The organism is Rhodanobacter sp. FW106-HT46G03 (assembly GCF_058789895.1).
Genome location: NZ_JBYTCC010000001.1, coordinates 1627776 through 1645559, shown reverse-complemented (window position 1 = coordinate 1645559; position 17784 = coordinate 1627776). Strand labels below are relative to the sequence as shown.

Sequence of the window (17784 nt, the reverse complement as noted above, 5' to 3'; positions counted from 1 at the left end):
CTCGATGAAGCATTTGGCGAAAAGCTCGCTGGGCTGAAGCCCGCCCCACGAGAAGCTACTTTTGCAGGCGCTGGATGAGACCTGCCACGCCGCGCTCAGCCAGCCCTACCACGGCGGCAAAATCGGCCTCGCCGCCGTACCACGGGTCGGGGAAAGCGGTCGGCGGAGCGATCCCCGTCCACTCAAGAAACAACGCCGTGTGCGCAAGCTGCGCCGGCGAACTGGCCAGTTTGCGCAGCTCGGCGAGGTTGTCGTGATCCATCGCCAACAGCCAGTCGAAATCGTCGTAGTCGCACGCACGCAACTGGCGCGCACGGTGGGCGGAAAGGTCATGGCCCGCGGCACGCGCTGCCGCCACCATGCGCGGATCGGCGCCCTCGCCGGCGTGCCAGCCGGCAGTGCCGCACGAGGCCACGGTCACATCGAGGCAACAGGCCGCAATCCGCTCACGGGCGATGCCTTCCGCCAGCGGCGAGCGGCAGATGTTGCCAAGACAGACGAACAAAATGCGTTGCATGCCTACTCCTGATCGCGGAACCAACGCTCGGCACGCACCAGATCGGCCTCGGTGTCGATGCCCGGCGGAAACGGCTCGGGCGTGAGCCGCACCGCGATAGCGAACCCGTGTTCCAACACCCGCAGTTGTTCGAGCGATTCCGCCCGTTCGAGTGGCGTGCGCGCCAGCCGGGTGTAGCTGGCGAGAAAACCGGCGCGATACGCATAGATGCCGATATGGCGCAGGTACGGCACGCCATCCGGCACCGCATCGTGGCCACGTGCAAACGCATCGCGGGCCCATGGCAACGGCGCGCGGCTGAAATACAGCGCCCGCCCGTTGGTCGCACGCACCAGCTTCACCACGTTGGGGTCGAAGATTTCTTCCGCATCGGTGATCGGCGTGGCCAGCGTCGCCATCGGCGCGTCGTCTTCGGCCAGCGCACGCGCCACCTCGCGGATGCCGGCCGCCGGCGCGAACGGCTCGTCGCCCTGCAGGTTCACCACGATGGTGTCGTCCGGCCAGCCACGCTGCGTCGCGCACTCAGCCAGGCGATCGCTGCCGGAGGCGTGATCGGCGCGGGTCATGCACACGCGCACACCTTGCCCGTCCAGCGCCGCGGCAATGCGCGCGTCGTCGACGGCAACCACGACCTCGCTGGCGCCCGCCTGCAGTGCCCGCTGGGCAACGCGCACCACCATCGGCACGCCGGCAATCTCGCGCAACGGTTTCGCCGGCAAGCGGGTCGAACCGTAACGCGCCGGGATCGCCACGACAAAAGCTGGATCGGACATGGAAGCCTCGCTGTGAGGCTTCGAAGCGTAACGGTTTCCGGTGCCCGTCGCCTACGCAACCACGGCCAGCGCAAACCCGCAGCCGTTCGCCAGCTCGAGAAAACCGGGAAACGAAGTGGCCACGTGCGCGCAGCCGTGGATGCGTACCGGGGCGCGCGCGATCAGCCCGGCCACCGCAAAACTCATTGCGATGCGGTGGTCGAGATGGGTTTCGACTGCGCCGCCGCCGGCCAGCACGCCGCCGTCGATGATCGCGCCGTCCGGCGTCTCCTCGACGTGCGCGCCAAGCGCGCGCAATCCTGTCGCCATGCTGTCGATGCGGTCGGATTCCTTTACCCGCAACTCGGCCGCGCCGCGCACCACGGTGCGCCCCTGCGCCACCGCGGCGGCCACGAACAGGGCCGGAAATTCGTCGATCATGTCCGGCACCAGGACTTCCGGCAGCGCCACGCCGTGCAGCGGCGCATGCCGCACGACGAGGTCTCCCACCGGTTCGCCGCCACTGGCGCGAGCGTGCTCGACGCGAATGTCGGCGCCCATCAGGCGCAAGGCTTCCAGCAGGCCGATGCGACGCGGATTGAGACCCACGCCCGGCAGGCGCAGCTCGGAGCCCGGCACGATGCTCGCCGCCACCAGGAAAAACGCCGCGGAGGAAAAATCTGCCGGCACTTCGACATCGGTCGCCTGCAGCGCGTGACCGCCAGAAAGCCGCGCGCGCCCGGGCTCAAACGTGATCGGCCAGCCGAACGCGTGCAGCATGCGTTCGGTGTAATCGCGCGTGGGGTGCGGCTCGGTGATTTCGGTCTCGCCCCCCGCATACAGGCCGGCCAGCAACAAGGCAGATTTGACCTGTGCGCTCGCCACCGGCAGCGCGTAGCGGATACCGTGCAGCCGCTGGCCCCCATGGATGGCCAACGGCGGCAGGCCGGCACGGGTATCAATGCATGCGCCCATCGCCGTCAATGGATCGGTGATGCGCCGCATCGGCCGCTTGGACAACGAGGCGTCGCCCACCAGCGTGCTGTCGAACGCCTGCCCGGCAAGCAGGCCGGCAAGCAAACGCATGCCGGTGCCGGCGTTGCCGCAATCGAGCGGTTCCGTGCTGCCGCGCAAGCCATGCAGGCCGACGCCATGCACGAGGCGCTCGCCCTCCGCCGGCGCGTCGATGCGCACACCAAGCTGGCGCAATACCGCCGCAGTTGCCCGCGTGTCGCCGCCCTCGAGAAAACCGTGGATGCGCGAGCTGCCTTCGGCCAGCGCCGCAATCATCAGTGCGCGATGGGATACCGACTTGTCGCCCGGCACGCGTACCTCGCCGCGCAGCGGGCCGGCCGCGCGGCTCGACCAATCCAGCACTGCGCTCACGGCAACGCCACCGGGTAGGCGCCGAGCACGCGCAGCTGCGCCACCGAGCCCTCGATCTCCTTGATCGATGCCTGCACCGCGTCGTCCTGCACGTGGCCGGAGATGTCGATGAAAAACGCGTACTGCCACTTGCCGGTGTGCGCCGGGCGCGACTCGATGCGGTTCATGCTGACACCATGCCGCGCAAACGGGCTGAGCACGTCGTAGAGCGCGCCCGGCTTGTCGTTGACGGTGACCAGCAGCGAGGTGCGGTCGTTGCCGGACGGCGGAAACAGATCGCGACCGATGACGAGGAAACGCGTGGTGTTGTCGGCGCGGTCCTCCACTCCTTCGGCGACGGTCTTGATGCGGTACACCTTGCCGGCCGACTCGCCGGCAATCGCCGCCGCGGTGTCATCGTGGCAGGCGATGCGCGCGGCCTCGGCGTTGCTGGCCACGGCGAAGCACTCCGTGTTCGGCAGGTTCACGCGCAACCAGGTCTTGCACTGCTGCAGCGACTGCGCGTGCGCATACACGCGGTGCACGTCCTCCAGCCGGCCGCTTTGCGAAAGCAGGCACTGGTGCACGCGCAGCTCGATCTCGCCGCAGATGGTGGCCTTGGAGGTGAGGAACATGTCCAGCGTCATCTGGATCATGCCCTGCCCCGAGTTCTCCACCGGCACCACGCCGAAATCGGCGTGTTCGTTGGCGACCTCCTGGAACACCTCCTCGATGCTGCCCAGCGGCAAGCCGTAGGCCGCGTGTCCGAAGTGCTTGCGCACCGCCTGCTCGCTGAAAGTGCCCTCCGGACCGAGGTAGCCGATCTTCAGCGGGTCCTCCTGCGCCAGGCACGAGGACATGATTTCGCGGAACAACCGCACCACTTCGGTGTCCGACAGCGGGCCGTGGTTGCGATCGACCACCATGCGCAGCACGTGCGCCTCGCGCTCCGGGCGGTAGTAGTCGATCGCCGAGAGCCCTTCGCCCTTCACCTTGGCCACCTCGCGCGCCCAGTTGGCGCGCTCGGAAATCAGCTCCTGGATCTGGCGATCAATGCTGTCGATGCGTGTGCGCACGTCGGCCAGTGAGGTCTTGCTGTCGGTCATGGCGTTGATATGGACGGATGGAAGGCCAAATGGCGCGAACGATGATGCCGGAAAAACTCAGCCGTGTCGCGTCCTGAAATCCTGCATGAACGCGACCAGCGCATCGACCGCCGCCAGCGGCACCGCGTTGTACAGCGATGCGCGCAGGCCGCCGAGCGCCTTGTGGCCCTTGAGTGCGATCAGCCCTGCCGCCTCGGCCTCGGCAACGAACACCGGATCGAGCGCGGCGTCGTGCACGCCGAAGCGGACATTCATGCGTGAGCGTGCGGTCGGCTCGACGTCGTTGCGGTAATAGCCGCCGGAGCCGTCGATCGCGGCGTACAGGCGCTGTGCCTTGGCGCGATTGCGCTCGGCGATCGCCGTGAGGCCGCCCTGAGCCCGCATCCACTGGAACGTCAGCCCGGCCACGTACCAGCCCCAGGTGTTCGGCGTGTTGAGCATGGAGTTCGCAGCCGCGTGGTCGGCGTAATGCAGGATGTGCGCCAGCGGCCGCGTCGGGCGGTCGAGCAAGTCGCGGCGCACGATCATCAGCACCAGCCCGGACGGGCCGATGTTTTTCTGCGCTCCGGCGTAGATCAGACCGAACCGGCGCACGTCGAGCGGCTGCGAAAAGATGTCGGAGGACATGTCGGCCACCAGCGGCACCGCGCCGGTATCCGGAATGCTCGGCCACTCGATGCCGTGGATGGTTTCGTTGGTGGTCAGGTGCACGTAGGCGGCATGCGGATCGAGCTGCCAGGTGTCGCGCGCCGGCAGACCGCGGTAGCCATCGTGGTTGCTGTCGGCGGCCACATGCACGTTGACGTACGGCGCTGCCTCACGCGCCGCCTTGGCGCCCCAGTGGCCGTTGATGATGTAGTCGGCGCTGGCGCCGGGTGCGGCGAGATTCATCGGAATCTGCGCGAAGTGCTGGGTGGCACCGCCTTGCAGGAACAGCACAGCGTAGTCGCCGGGAATGTCCGCCAGCGCACGCACATCGTCTTCGACCCGTTCCGCCATGGCGATGAAGCGCTTGCCGCGGTGCGACTGCTCCATGATCGACATGCCGCTGCCGTCCCAATCGAGCAATTCGCGCTGCGCGCGCTCGAGCACTTCCCGCGGCAGTGCCGCCGGGCCCGCACTGAAATTCCACACCTGGCTCACCGGTCGACCCTCGTGGTTGCGATTCGCCGCATTATGCCGCGTCGCAGCATGGCGCCGTCAATGCCGCACGGAAACGGTCAGAAACGCCACCACAGCGCCCAGCCGATGGCGAGCGCCAACAGCACGGCGGTAACGATCAACCAGCCCAGCTCGCCATGTGGCCCAGCTGCCTCCACCACCGCCGGAGCCGGTACCGGTGGGGGCGGCGGTACCGGCTCCAACCGCATGCCCGGCGCATCCAGCACAAACCGGTGTGACCCCAGGCTGAGCTGATCGCCCGGCTGCAGGATCGCGTGATTCACGGCAATGCCATTGACCCGCAGCGGGTAGTTCACCGAGCCCGTGGTGGCATCCAGCACCAGCTGCCCCGCTTGCCAACCCAGCTTGAAGCCGGCGCTCTCGCCTTGCGGCAAGTCCAGCGGCCAACGGCCAAACGCGCCCAACTCGATGCCGTTGCCCACCGGCAGAACGCGTCCGGAATAGGTGCCGGCACGCGCGCGCAAGGCAACGCTGTCACGCGCCGCCGGCACACAGGTTGGTGCCGATCGATCCACCGGACACGCATCGGCGCACAGGCGCATGCGGCAATCGCCGACGCTGAGCATGTCGCCCGCGCGCAGCAAGGCGCGTTCGCGCACTGGCCGCGCATTGACGTACACGCGCAGCGCCCCCGGCAACACCTGCAATACCCAGCCACGGCGATCCTGTTCGATGCGCAGGTGCTGCGGCGCCGCCTGCGTGGTGGCCAGCACCAGGTCGTTGTCCGCCGCGCTGCCTACCCGCAACAGTGTGCCCGTCCACAGGAAATCATCGCGGGCGGAATGGGGAAACTCGATGCGCATTGCGGTACCAGTCCGTTGACCGCGGAACTCTAACATGCACCGGTCACGCCACTGCCCGCGACGCTTTATGATGCGCGTTTTGCGCGAGCAGTCATGCCCACCATCGCCATCCATCGTCCGCACCGCCTGCCGCTGGCACAAGCCCGCGCCGTCGTCGACGACGTGGCCGCGCGGATGCGGGAAAAATTCGGGCTGGCCGGTGGCTGGCAAGGCGACACGCTGCATTTCTCGCGCCCCGGCCTGAACGGCCAGATCGCACTCAGCGCCGACGCGGTCGACGTGCACGCCGAGCTGGGTCTGCTGCTCGCGCCATTGAAAGCCCTGGTGGAAGCCGAAATCCGCCGCAAGCTGGACGAACGCTTCGGCGGCTGAACCCAACGGGCGGGCGCAATCGAAGCGGGGGAACCCGCTTTCACCTCCGCCCCCGCAGTGGGCGAATGCCGGCCTATCGTCAATCGCACGGCGCGGGCACCCGTCCGGTGCATTCCCGCCTTTGGGTTTCAGGGCGCGGAGGCTTCGCGGCGCTTGCGCACGTTGCGCGCGATGCCGTAGATGCCGATTGCCATCCACGCCACTTCAAGAAAGAACGCCGGCCAGTTGTGCGCGCCAAACACCAGCGACAGCATCACGCCAAACGCGCCGAGCACGTTCATCAGTTGATAGAAAAGTCCGTTGCCGTGCAGCCGGTTTGCCTGCAGCAGAAAAAACGCCAGCACCACCAGCACCACGCCCACGTACCCGGTCAGGTCGTACCACGTAAAAGTCATCGCTGCCCACTCCGTTGCCGCAACGCCTCGAACAATACAATGCCGGTGGCGACGGAAACGTTGAGGCTTTCCATCGTACCGGGCATGGGAATCCTGGCGAGGAAATCGCAGGTTTCGCGCGTCAGCCGGCGCAAGCCCTCGCCCTCGCTGCCCATCACCAGCGCCACTGGCCCGGTGAGGTCGGTCTGGTAGATCGTCTGGTCGGTTTCACCGGCCAGTCCGGTGACCCACACCCCGGCATCCTTCAGCGTGCGCAGGGCGCGCGCCAGATTGGTGACGGCCACCAGTGGCACCTGGTCGGCTCCTCCGGCAGAGGCACGGCGCACCACCGGAGTAAGCCCTACCGCACGATCCTTGGGCACGATCACGCACGTGACCTTGGCCGCGGCCGCGCTGCGCAGGCAGGCACCGAGGTTGTGCGGGTCGGTAACGCCATCGAGCACCAGCACCAGGGCGCTGGCGCCAGCCTGCGCGAGGAGCTCGGGCAGCTCATTGTCACCCGCCAGCGCCGGTGCTTCGTACAACACGGCAATGCCTTGATGCCGCGCCTCGCCAGCGAGCTTTTCCAACTGCTCGCGCGGGCGATGGTGCACCGGAATCCTGAGCGCCTTGGCGCGCTCGGCCAGCTCGTGCACCCGCGGATTGCGCTGGCCGTTTTCCACCAGCAGCTCGCGCACGCGCGTGGCGTCGTTGTTCAATGCACCGTCGACCGGGTTGATGCCGACGATCCAGGATTCACTCATGACTTGCCCTTGGGTTTGCGTGTACGGCCCTTGCGTGGCGGCCTGGGTGCCGGGCTCGCCGGGGCAGCGGGTGCCTTCGCGCCGCGCCTGGCTCCCGGCTTGGTCGCCGGCTTTGCCGGGTTGCGTACGCTCGCCTTGGATGGTTTGGCAGCGAGCGGCGGATTATCGCGCACTGGCGGCAACGTCGGCAGCGCAGGCCGGTCCTCGCGGCGGCCAAACAGGCGGCCAACGGCCTTGGCCGCGCGCCCAAGCAAGCCGGGATCCTCGCGTTTCGGCAGCGAATAGCGTTCGCCGGTTGCAGCGTAGTCGAACGCCTTGCCGCCAGCGGGCGCCGTGCGCGGCTTCGACGCCGCCAGGCGAAAATCGATCTTGCGATCTTCCAGGCTGGCGCGCAGCACCTGCACGCGCAGGTGGTCGCCGAGGCGGAACTGCGCGCCGGTATGTTCGCCTTTCAGCAGATGCCGCTGCGGATCGAAGTGGTAGTAATCGTTGCGCAACTGGCTGATGTGGATGAGGCCGGACACCTTCGACTCGTCCAGCTCCACGAACAGCCCGAACGAGGTGACGCCGGTGACCACGCCGTCGAACTCCTCGCCCACGTGCTTGGCCATCCACGCGCACTTGTAGCGCTCGTCCACGTCGCGCTCGGCCTCTTCCGCCCGGCGCTCGCGCTGCGAGCAGTGCACCGCCATCTGCGCCATTTTTGCCGCGGTGTAGTCGTAGTCGGCGGGCTTGCCGCCACCGAGCGCGTAGCGGATCGCGCGGTGCACGAGCAGATCGGGGTAACGCCGGATCGGCGAGGTGAAATGTGCGTACGCCTTGAGCGCCAGGCCGAAGTGCCCGCGGTTGTCCGGCTGGTAGGCGGCCATGCTCTGCGCGCGCAGCAGCACGCTCTGGATCAGCTCGCGCTCCGGACGGTCGGCAACCATGCGCAGCACTTCGGAGAAATCCGCCGGCGTCACCTCGGTGAGCGGCGGCAGGCGCAGCTTGAATTCACGCAAAAACTGCTGCAGCTCCTCGTACTTTTCCGCCGGCGGCGGCTCGTGCGCGCGGAACAGCGCCGGGATCTTTTTCTTTTCCAGGTACAGCGCGGCCTGCACGTTGGCCGCGATCATGCATTCCTCGATCAGCTTGTGCGCATCGTTGCGTTCGGTAACGCCGGCCGATTCCACCTCGCCGCGCTGGTCGAGGCGAAACTTCACCTCCGGCGTCTCGAAGTCGATCGCGCCACGCTGGCGCCGCTGCGCCGCCATGGCGCGGTACAGCGCGTGCAGGTGCTCGAGCTGCGGCAGCACATCGGCCAGCTCGGCGCGCGCGTCGGCATCGTGCAGGCCGATGGCCTGCCACACCCGGTCATAGGTGAGCCGCGCGTGCGAACGCATCAGGCCGGCGCTGAACTTCGACTTCAGTACCTCGCCCTCGGCCGACACCGCCATGTCGCACACCATGCACAGGCGGTCGACTTTCGGGTTCAGCGAACAGATCCCGTTGGAGAGCGTCTCCGGCAGCATCGGCACCACGAAGCCGGGGAAATAGGTGGACGTGCTGCGCTCGAAGGCCTCGTCGTCCAGCGTGCCGCCGACCGGCACGTAGTGCGACACGTCGGCGATCGCCACCACCAGCCGCCAGCCGCCGCCACGCCGCGGCGCGGCATACACCGCGTCATCGAAGTCACGCGCGTCGGCGCCGTCGATGGTGACCAGCGGCAGCTTGCGCAGGTCGAGGCGGTCGGCGTGCTCGCCGGCGCTGACCGTGGTCTCCACCTGCGCGGCGGCGCGCAGCACCTCGGTAGGCCATTCGTGCGGCAGGTCGTGGCTGGCGATCGTCATCTCCACCAGCAGCGAGGGTTCGAGCCGCTCGCCAAGCACCGCGCGGATCACGCCGAGCGGGCCGCGCTTGGGCGTCGGCGGCTCGGTGATCTCGGCCACCACGATCTGCCCGGCGCGGGCATCGAGCGTGGCATCCGGTGCAATCATGATGTCCTGGTGCAGGCGGCGGTCGTCCGGCGTCACCAGCGTCACGCCGTTTTCGATCACCACCCGCCCGACCAGCCGCGGCGAGCGCCGTTGCAACACCTCGGCCACCGCGCCCTCACGGCGGCCACGGCGGTCGATGCCAACCACGCTGGCCAGCACGCGGTCACCGTGCAGCACGCCGCGCATCTGCTGCGGGGACAGGTAAAGGTCATCTCCGCCCTCGTCCGGGCGCAAGAAACCGTAGCCCTCGGCGTTGGCGAGCACCACGCCGGGGATGAGGTCGAGCTTGCGGATCGGCGCGTAACCACCGCGTCGGCCGAGCAAAAGCTGGCCATCGCGCACCATCGCGCCCAGCCGCTTGTGCAACGCATACAGGTCGCGCGAGTCGCTCAGCCCCAGCGCCTCGGCAACGCGTGCCTCGGTCAACAGCTCACCGCGCGCCTCGAGCAGGGCGAGAATTGCCTCGCGACTGGGGATGGGATGCTCGTAGAGGCGCGCTTCGCGCTCCGCCTGCGGATCGCGCGGGGGCGCCGCGGGTCGCGTCGGCGCGGCCTCGCGTGAATGGGTGTCCGCGGCATGTCGCCCGGCTGCACGACGGCGCGGATGGCCGTCTCCTTGTTTCTTTTTGGTCACGAAAATACCTTGTGGGGAAAACCGGCACGCCGGTGGCGTGCGGCGGGGAAACGATGAGCCGCCGAAGGTTGACAAGACCCGGACGGCTCCCTACTCTACGCGGCTCGCGCTGCCGGCAACGACAGGCGACACCTGCCCAGGTGGCGGAATTGGTAGACGCACTAGCTTCAGGTGCTAGCGGTGGCAACATCGTGGAGGTTCGAGTCCTCTCCTGGGCACCAATTGTAAACGAAGGCCGCCTCCCGAGGCGGCCTTCGTTTTTTCCGCCGCGGGAGCGGGCTTGGCGCGGAAACACCGCCCGCAAACGTCATGCCACAGCGCAGCACGCCCACCGCTGCGCATAAATTTGCACGGCAATCTTGCGTTGCAAATGAGAATCGGTTGCATATATCCTCGCCCGCCGATCCCCTCACTGCCTGCCTGCGCATGTTCGACGTCATTCACCCCCTTCGCAAACACCTGCCCTACCCGCTGCTCGCCGCCAGCCTGTTGCTTGCCTTGCACGCCAACGCGCAACCTGCCGATGCGGCGGCTGCGGACGCCGGCGCCAATGCCACCGACCTCGGCCCGGTGCTGGTTGTCGCCCAACGCAACGAGCGCACCAGTAACGGTGCCACCAACCTCGATCTCGCCATCAAGGACACGCCGCAGTCGATCAGCGTGGTGACCGATGAGCAGATGCGCGAGTTCGGCGCCGATAGCGTCAACGACGCCCTGCGCTTGGCCACTGGCGTGCAGGTGGACGAGTGGGAGACCAACCGCACCAGCTACAGCGCGCGCGGCTTCGACATCCTCAACACCCAGATCGACGGCGCGGGCCTGCCCAACAATTGGGGCATCGCCACTGGCACTACCGACAGCTTCGGCTACCAAAAGGTGGAAGTGATCCGCGGCGCCAACGGCTTGCTCACTGGTGTGGGCAACGCCGCCGGCACCATCAACTACGTGCGCAAGCGCCCGACCAACGACCGGCAAGGCATGGTCGGCGTGAGCCACGGCTCGTGGGGCACGACCCGGGTGGAGGCCGATTACTCCACGCCCTTCACCGCCAGTGGCAGCTGGGCCGGGCGCATGGTGGCCGCGCACGAGGACGGCGACAGTTACCTGCGCGACAACCACAACCGCCGCAGTTACCTCTACGGCGTGGTCGATGGCCAGGTCGGCGACAACGGCAGCCTGACCGTGGGTTACTCCCACCAGCGCGCCAAGTCCGACGGCATCATGTGGGGCGCACTCACCTTCATGGACAGCAACGGCAACCAGATCGAATGGCCGACCAACGCGTCCACCACCCAGGACTGGACCTACTGGAACACTACCGACCAGACCGGTTTTGCCGAATACGTGCAGCAGCTGGGCCACATCTGGCAGCTGAAACTTGCCTACAACTACCGCCACTCCAGCGGCGACGAAAGGATGTTCTACGCGTACGACGCGTTCGGCACCGGGTTGCAACCCGGTACCGGGCTGGGGTTGGTCGGCTATCCGTGGGGCGGCATCGACAGCGCTACCGCGCACCTGGGCTCCGCCACGCTGGACGGCCATTTCCAGTGGCTCGGCCGCGACCAGGAAGTCATGCTGGGCGCGAGCCTCGCCAAGATCTCGTCCACCGGCCGCGAGCTGAGCGCAGACACCAGCTCCCCCGCCTGGGGCGCGTTGCCGGCGTTTCCGTACAGCCCGCACGCCATCCCCGAACCCGACTGGAGCGCGCCCGCGATCTACTCGGTGCTGAACCAGCGGCTCAAGCGCGCCTTTGCCACCAGCCGGATCGCCGCAAGCGATCGCCTCAAAGTCATCGTTGGTCTGGATTACGCACAGTACCGCCGCGACGGCAACTCGTATGCGCTCGCCTTCAACCAGACCACCAGCCACACCAGCCCCTACGGCGGCATCACCTACGACTTCAACGAGCGCCTGCTGGGTTACGTCAGCTATTCGGACATCTACCAGCCGCAGGATCAGGTCGATGCCAATGACCGCTACCTCGATGCCAGCAAGGGCAGAAACTACGAGATCGGTCTCAAGGCCGACTGGCTGGACCAGCGCCTGCTGACCACGCTGGCCGTGTTCAAGGCCGACCAGGGCGGGCTGGCCACACCCACCGGTCAGTACAACCAGTACGGCCAGTCCATCTATGCGCCGGTGGATGTGCAATCCAAGGGCGTTGAGCTCGAAGCCACCGGCAAGCTCAGCGATCATGTCAACCTGGTGCTGGGTTACACCGCGCTCAAGCTCACCGGCGCCGACGGCGATGCGACGTATCGCTGGGTGCCGCGGCGCACCGCCAACCTGCTGCTGAGCGTGCGCCTGCCCGCTCACCGCGCCGTGTCCCTCGGCGTCGGCGGGCATTGGCAAAGCGCCATCTCCAACGTGGAAAGCAGCGGCTTCACCGTACGCCAGGGCAGCTACGCCGTACTCAACGGTTTTGCCGCCTGGGATTTCCGGCCCAACGCCACGCTGCGCCTCAACGTGCGCAACCTCGGCAACGAGAAATACATCAACACCCTGCGCTACAGCGGCTACTACGGCGCGCCGCGCCATTACACGCTGAGCCTGGACTGGCGGTTCTGAGCCGGTTGCCGACATGACTGCTCTTTACTTGATCTTTTCAATGCTGGCGGCACTGGGTTTTTATCTCGCCAGTGCCCACCAGCAGCTGTGGCCGGTGGCCATGGTGCAAGGGCGGCGGTTGCGCATCGTCGCGTGGGCCCTGGCCGCGCTGGCGACGGCGGCCGCGATCGCCGCCTTGGGGCCATGGGCCGGCGCGTTTGCCGCGCTGACCACAATCATGCTGGCACTGGTGCTGCTGCCGCACCTGGGCGCCTGGCGCCAGCTGCAACAGGAGCGCCGCCATGTGGGCTAGGTATCTTGCCGCCGCCGTGCTTGGCCTGCCGCTCACCGTGGGTCTGGTCGGCTTAGCCGCGCTGGCGTGGCCGGGCAACCAGGAAACCACCGCACTGCCGTGGATCATGCTGACGTTTCCGCTGTGGATCACGGCGATGACGCTGGCGTTCGTGTTCAAAAGCGCCCGGCGCGCCTGGCTGTGGCTGGGCGGCGCGACGGCACTGAGTTTTGCTTTGCTTTATGGGCTCAAGGCACTGGGCTGGATCGGAGTGCAAGCATGAAAGCCGACACCACGCGCCGCTTTCTGGCGCTGCACACCTGGATGGGCCTGTTGGCCGGCATGGCGCTGTTCGTCGCGTTCTACGCCGGTGCCATCACGGTATTCAGCCACGAAATCGCCGACTGGAACCGCAGCGGCGCGGCGGCCGTTGCGCCCGCCAACCCGGTGGCGCGCACGCAAACGCTGCTTGACGACTTGTTGAAAAAGCACCCGGAAGCCGCCAGCAGCGTGTACCTCGCGCTGCCCGGCGAACACGGGCCGCAACCGTCGGCGTACTGGATTGCCCCCGGCGCCGACACCGCGCGGCGCTTTGCCCTGGACGACGGCAAGGCGCTGCACGAAGACGCCTTCGGCCAGCGCTTCATCGAGTACATCTACGACCTGCATTTCACCGCCGGCCTGCCCAAGCCCTTCGGCACCTATTTCTTTGGCGCGGTCTGCCTGCTGTACGGCCTGGCGCTGGTCAGCGGTGTGGTGATCTACGCCCCGATCCTGGTCAGGAACCTGTTTGCACTGCGGCTGGGCAAAAACCTCAAGCGCCTGTGGCAGGACAGCCACAACGCGGTCGGCGTGCTGTCGCTGCCGTTCCATGTGGTTTTTGCCTGGAGCGGCGCGGTGCTGGCGCTGGGCCTGATGGTGTTTGTGCCATTCCAGCGCGCGGTCTACGACGGCAAGCTGCTGCAGCTGACAGAACAGGACTTCTACGGCGCGCCGCAGCTGGCCGCGGCCCACGTCCCCAAACCCACGCTACCGCTGGACACCTTGCTGCAACGCGGGCAGGCAGCCCTGCCGGCGATGACGATCGAAGGCATCTGGCTGGTCAACGCGGGCGACGCCAACGCGCGCGCCACCATCTACGGCGAGCTTTCGCAACGCCGGCTCAGCCAGATGGCAACGGTGACGCTGGATGCCGGCACCGGCGCCGTGGTGGCCACCGTGGCGCCCAAGACGATGACGCCGGGCATGGTCTTCATGCGCGGCCTGCAGGCGCTGCACTTCGGCAACTTCGGCCACAACACGGTGAAATGGCTGTACTTCGTGCTCGGCCTCGCCGGTGCGTTTTTGTTCTACAGCGGCAACCTGTTGTGGATCGAGACCCGGCGCAAACGACGCCAGGCGGAGCAACCGCTGCGCACGCGGGTCATGGCGGCGCTCACTCTGGGCATCTGCCTGGGCTGCGTGGCCGGCGTCTCGGCGGTGTTCATCGCCGGCGCGCTGGTGCCAGCGGCCGCGGCGGCACCGGTCTACCTCAGCGTGTTTTTTGCCAGCGTGCTGTGGGCCGGCCTGCGCCAGCCCACCCATGCCGGGCACGAGCTGCTGTGGCTGTGTGCGCTGCTGACCGCGGCGATCCCGCTCGCGGGCTGGGTCGGCTCCGGCGAGCACCTGTTCGCGGCGGCCTGGCACGGGCACTGGCACCGTTTCTTCGTCGACGCCGTGGCGCTGCTGCTCGCCTGCGTCTATGGGCGCATGGCGCGCGCCACCCTGCACCGCGGCCGCACCGGCGAGCCGAACAGCGTCTGGGCGCTGCGCTGAAAGCAAATCGGCGGTGGCCAGCTCCGGTTCTGCCGCCACCGCAGCCTGTATAATCGGCCGGCAAAACGCAGGGTGGGAGAAGCGGAGGCGCGATCGGCGCCCCGCTGCCGAAGGCGCAACGCCCGTAATCGCTCAGGCCCCATACCATCCTGCGCATCGCACTCTGGAGAGACCGGTTCGATCCGGCGCCGAAGGGGCACGAGACGCGCTCGCGTTTCCAAACTCTCAGGCAAAAGGACAGAGGGGCGCCCGCGTGCGGCACGTACGCAAGCCTTTGGACGCCTGTCATGAGTCAGCACTCCCCCTCCCTGCGTGAGCTGGAAAACCACGACGATTTCATCGGTCGCCACATCGGCCCGGACGACGCTGAAATCACGCACATGCTGCACGCCATCGGATACGACTCGCTCGAAGCGATGACGGATGCGATCGTGCCGGCCAACATCAAATCCACGGCACCGCTAGCGCTTGCACCGGCGATGACCGAGGTCGACGCGCTAGCGAAGATCCGCGCCGTCGCCGACAAGAACCAGGTGTTCCGCAGCTTCATCGGCCAAGGCTATTACGGCACCCATACGCCGAACGTCATCCTGCGCAGCGTTCTCGAGAACCCGGCCTGGTACACCGCCTACACCCCCTATCAGGCGGAAATCTCGCAAGGCCGCATGGAAGCGCTGCTGAACTTCCAGACCATGTGCAGCGACCTGACCGGCATGGAGATCGCCAACTCCTCGCTGCTGGACGAAGCCACCGCCGCGGCCGAGGCGATGACGCTGGCCAAGCGCTCGTCCAAATCCAAGAGCAACGTCTTTTTCGTGTCGCGCAACGTGCACCCGCAAACGCTGGAAGTGCTGCACACGCGCGCCGAGCCGATGGGTATCCAGATCCACGTCGGACCCGATGCGGAAGCCGCCACGGTGGACAGCTTCGGCATCCTGCTGCAATACCCCGACACCTTCGGCGGCATTCACGACTACCGTGCGCTGGCCGAGGCTGCGCACGCACGCCACGCCCTGGTGGCAGTCGCCACCGACTTGCTCGCACTTACCTTGATCGCGCCGCCTGGCGACTGGGGTGCGGACATCGTGGTCGGCAACACCCAGCGCTTCGGCGTGCCGTTCGGCTTCGGCGGCCCGCATGCCGCGTTCATGGCCTGCCGCGACGCCTACAAGCGGCACATGCCGGGGCGCCTGATCGGGGTGTCGATCGACACCGAGGGCAACCCGGCGTACCGCCTCGCGCTGCAAACGCGCGAGCAGCACATCCGCCGCGAAAAGGCCACCTCCAACATCTGCACCGCGCAGGTGCTGCTGGCGGTGATGGCCTCGATGTACGCGGTGTGGCATGGCCCCAAGGGCCTCACCCGCATTGCGCGCCGCACGCATCGCTTCGCCGCAATCCTTGCCGCCGCGCTGCGCAAGGCCGGCGCCAACGTGGATGCGGATTTCTTCGACACCCTGCACGTCACCGGCGTCGACGCCAACGTGATCCACGCCAAGGCGGAAGCCGCGCACATCAACCTGCGCCATCTCGACGCCACCAGCCTTGGCATCAGCCTGGACGAAACCACCACGCGCGAGGACGTGGTGGCGATCGCCGCGCTGTTCGGCGCCCGGGTCGACGACATCGACGCGCTCGACGCTGCCACGCCGGACGCGCTGCCGGGGGCGCTGGTGCGCCACGGCGGCTTCCTCGGGCACCCGGTGTTCAATACCTACCACAGCGAGCACGACCTGCTGCGTTACCTGCGCACGCTGTCGGACAAGGATCTCGCGCTCGACCGCACCATGATTCCGCTCGGCTCGTGCACGATGAAGCTCAACGCCACGGCGGAGATGATCCCGATCACCTGGCCCGAGTTCGCCAACATCCACCCGCTGGCACCGACTGCGCAGACCAAGGGTTACGCCGAGCTGATCGACGGGCTGGAAAAGATGCTGGTGGAAATCACCGGCTACGACGCCGTGAGCCTGCAGCCGAACGCCGGCGCGCAGGGCGAATACACCGGCCTGCTGGCGATCCGCGCATATCACCACTCGCGCGGCGAGGATCACCGCGACGTGTGCCTGATCCCGGAATCCGCGCATGGCACCAACCCCGCCTCGGCGAACATGTGCGGCATGCGCGTGGTGGTGACCAAGTGCGACGCCAACGGCAACGTCGACCTGGGCGACATCCGCGCGCAGGCGGAGAAGTACTCCGCCAACCTCGCCGCGATCATGCTCACCTACCCGTCCACCCACGGCGTGTTCGAGGAGGACGTGGTCGAGATCTGCCGCATCGTCCACCAGCACGGCGGGCAGGTGTACACCGACGGCGCCAACATGAACGCGCTGGTCGGGCTGGCCAAACCCGGCAAGTGGGGTTCGGACGTATCGCACCTGAACCTGCACAAGACTTTCTGCATCCCGCACGGCGGTGGCGGCCCCGGCGTCGGTCCGTGCGCGGTGAAAGCACACCTGGCGCCGTTCCTGCCGCGCACGCTCGGCGGCAAGGGTGCGGTGGGCATGGTGGCGGCGGCCAGCTACGGCTCGGCGTCGATCCTGCCGATCTCGTGGATGTACATCGCGCTGATGGGCCAGCAAGGGCTGCGCCGTGCCACCCAGGTGGCACTGCTCAACGCCAACTACGTCGCCAAACGCCTGGCGCCGCACTACCCCACGCTGTACACCGGCCGCAATGCCCTGGTGGCGCACGAGTGCATCCTCGACCTGCGCCCGCTCAAGGAAACCAGCGGCATCAGCGCCGAGGACGTCGCCAAGCGCCTGATCGACTTCGGCTTCCACGCGCCGACGCTCTCCTTCCCGGTCGCCGGCACGCTGATGGTCGAGCCGACCGAAAGCGAATCGCAGGTGGAGCTGGATCGCTTCATCGACGCGATGATCCAGATCCGCGAGGAGATCCGCGCGGTCGAGGACGGCCGACTGGATCACGAGGACAACCCGCTGCACAACGCGCCGCACACGGCGGCGGTGGCCAGCGCCAGCGAGTGGAAACACGCCTACCCGCGCGAGTTGGCGGTGTTTCCGCTGGCCTCGCTCAAGCACCAAAAGTACTGGCCACCGGTGGCGCGCGTGGACAACGTCTACGGCGACAAGCACGTGGTGTGCACTTGCCCGCCGGTCGACACCTACCGCGAGACGAGCGAAGCCTGAGCGGCATCTGCTGCCGTCGCCGGGTACGCCCCGGCGACGGCGCAACGCCTTAAGCGCTGCCAGCAGTGTGGGCACCGGCGTGGTGCCAGGGCGCGGACAGCCGACCGCCAACACGGTCCCACTCGCCT

General features: G+C 67.5%; 15 protein-coding genes, 1 tRNA gene and 1 riboswitch. Of the genes, 7 read left to right on the top strand and 9 right to left on the bottom strand.

Translation table 11 applies throughout. The features are described from left to right. Positions 1 to 55: 55 nt before the first annotated feature. From AC3WP6_RS06950 to AC3WP6_RS06925, 6 genes are all read right to left on the bottom strand, one after another. The gene (locus AC3WP6_RS06950) at positions 56 to 517 is read right to left on the bottom strand and encodes a low molecular weight protein-tyrosine-phosphatase (RefSeq protein WP_492627056.1); all 462 of its coding nucleotides are present in this window, start codon (positions 515 to 517) and stop codon (positions 56 to 58) included. Between the two features lie 2 nt (positions 518 to 519). Beyond that, entirely contained in the window at positions 520 to 1290 is a 771-nt protein-coding gene (gene kdsB / locus AC3WP6_RS06945; RefSeq protein ID WP_492627055.1) for a 3-deoxy-manno-octulosonate cytidylyltransferase, read from the bottom strand. 51 nt (positions 1291 to 1341) lie between these two features. Next, the gene (gene aroA, locus AC3WP6_RS06940; RefSeq protein WP_492627054.1) at positions 1342 to 2655 is read right to left on the bottom strand and encodes a 3-phosphoshikimate 1-carboxyvinyltransferase; all 1314 of its coding nucleotides are present in this window, start codon (positions 2653 to 2655) and stop codon (positions 1342 to 1344) included. After that, positions 2652 to 3740 (bottom strand): prephenate dehydratase, encoded by a 1089-nt coding sequence (gene pheA / locus AC3WP6_RS06935; RefSeq protein WP_492627053.1) that lies wholly within the window; start codon positions 3738 to 3740, stop codon positions 2652 to 2654. The genes aroA and pheA overlap by 4 nt, the downstream gene beginning before the upstream one ends. A 57-nt stretch (positions 3741 to 3797) precedes the next feature. Then, positions 3798 to 4883, bottom strand: a complete 1086-nt coding sequence (serC, locus tag AC3WP6_RS06930; protein WP_492627052.1) for a 3-phosphoserine/phosphohydroxythreonine transaminase — start codon at positions 4881 to 4883, stop codon at positions 3798 to 3800. Between the two features lie 77 nt (positions 4884 to 4960). Next, positions 4961 to 5725 carry an FHA domain-containing protein gene (locus tag AC3WP6_RS06925; RefSeq protein ID WP_492627051.1) on the bottom strand — a complete coding sequence of 255 codons (765 nt, stop codon included), beginning with the start codon at positions 5723 to 5725 and terminating at the stop codon, positions 4961 to 4963. Between the two features lie 93 nt (positions 5726 to 5818). Between AC3WP6_RS06925 and AC3WP6_RS06920 the strand changes: the two genes are divergently transcribed. Then, positions 5819 to 6097 carry a polyhydroxyalkanoic acid system family protein gene (locus AC3WP6_RS06920; protein WP_492627050.1) on the top strand — a complete coding sequence of 93 codons (279 nt, stop codon included), beginning with the start codon at positions 5819 to 5821 and terminating at the stop codon, positions 6095 to 6097. A gap of 128 nt (positions 6098 to 6225) precedes the next feature. On the opposite strand, the gene AC3WP6_RS06915 is transcribed toward AC3WP6_RS06920, so the two are convergent. From AC3WP6_RS06915 to rnr, 3 genes are read right to left on the bottom strand one after another with little or no spacing between them, the layout of a single operon-like run. After that, positions 6226 to 6492 (bottom strand): CBU_0592 family membrane protein, encoded by a 267-nt coding sequence (locus tag AC3WP6_RS06915; protein WP_492627049.1) that lies wholly within the window; start codon positions 6490 to 6492, stop codon positions 6226 to 6228. After that, a complete protein-coding gene (gene rlmB, locus AC3WP6_RS06910) occupies positions 6489 to 7235 on the bottom strand; it encodes a 23S rRNA (guanosine(2251)-2'-O)-methyltransferase RlmB (protein WP_492627048.1) in 747 nt (248 codons plus the stop codon). The genes AC3WP6_RS06915 and rlmB overlap by 4 nt, the downstream gene beginning before the upstream one ends. Beyond that, the gene (gene rnr / locus AC3WP6_RS06905) at positions 7232 to 9844 is read right to left on the bottom strand and encodes a ribonuclease R (RefSeq protein ID WP_492627047.1); all 2613 of its coding nucleotides are present in this window, start codon (positions 9842 to 9844) and stop codon (positions 7232 to 7234) included. The genes rlmB and rnr overlap by 4 nt, the downstream gene beginning before the upstream one ends. A 134-nt stretch (positions 9845 to 9978) precedes the next feature. Here rnr and AC3WP6_RS06900 point away from each other — a divergent pair. The 6 genes from AC3WP6_RS06900 (at position 9979) to gcvP (ending at position 17656) form a co-directional block, all read left to right on the top strand. Continuing rightward, positions 9979 to 10065: transfer RNA gene (locus AC3WP6_RS06900), tRNA-Leu, on the top strand. 205 nt (positions 10066 to 10270) lie between these two features. After that, positions 10271 to 12415 (top strand): TonB-dependent siderophore receptor, encoded by a 2145-nt coding sequence (locus AC3WP6_RS06895; RefSeq protein WP_492627046.1) that lies wholly within the window; start codon positions 10271 to 10273, stop codon positions 12413 to 12415. Positions 12416 to 12428: 13 nt separating this feature from the next. Then, entirely contained in the window at positions 12429 to 12707 is a 279-nt protein-coding gene (locus tag AC3WP6_RS06890) for a hypothetical protein (RefSeq protein WP_492627045.1), read from the top strand. After that, positions 12697 to 12969 (top strand): hypothetical protein, encoded by a 273-nt coding sequence (locus AC3WP6_RS06885; protein ID WP_492627044.1) that lies wholly within the window; start codon positions 12697 to 12699, stop codon positions 12967 to 12969. Before AC3WP6_RS06890 ends, AC3WP6_RS06885 begins: the two co-directional genes overlap by 11 nt. Beyond that, positions 12966 to 14501, top strand: coding sequence for a PepSY-associated TM helix domain-containing protein (locus AC3WP6_RS06880; RefSeq protein WP_492627043.1), 1536 nt, complete (start codon positions 12966 to 12968; stop codon positions 14499 to 14501). Before AC3WP6_RS06885 ends, AC3WP6_RS06880 begins: the two co-directional genes overlap by 4 nt. 153 nt (positions 14502 to 14654) lie before the next feature. Then, positions 14655 to 14752, top strand: a riboswitch (glycine riboswitch). Positions 14753 to 14788: 36 nt separating this feature from the next. Beyond that, positions 14789 to 17656, top strand: coding sequence for an aminomethyl-transferring glycine dehydrogenase (gene gcvP, locus AC3WP6_RS06875; protein ID WP_492627042.1), 2868 nt, complete (start codon positions 14789 to 14791; stop codon positions 17654 to 17656). Positions 17657 to 17784: the final 128 nt, after the last annotated feature.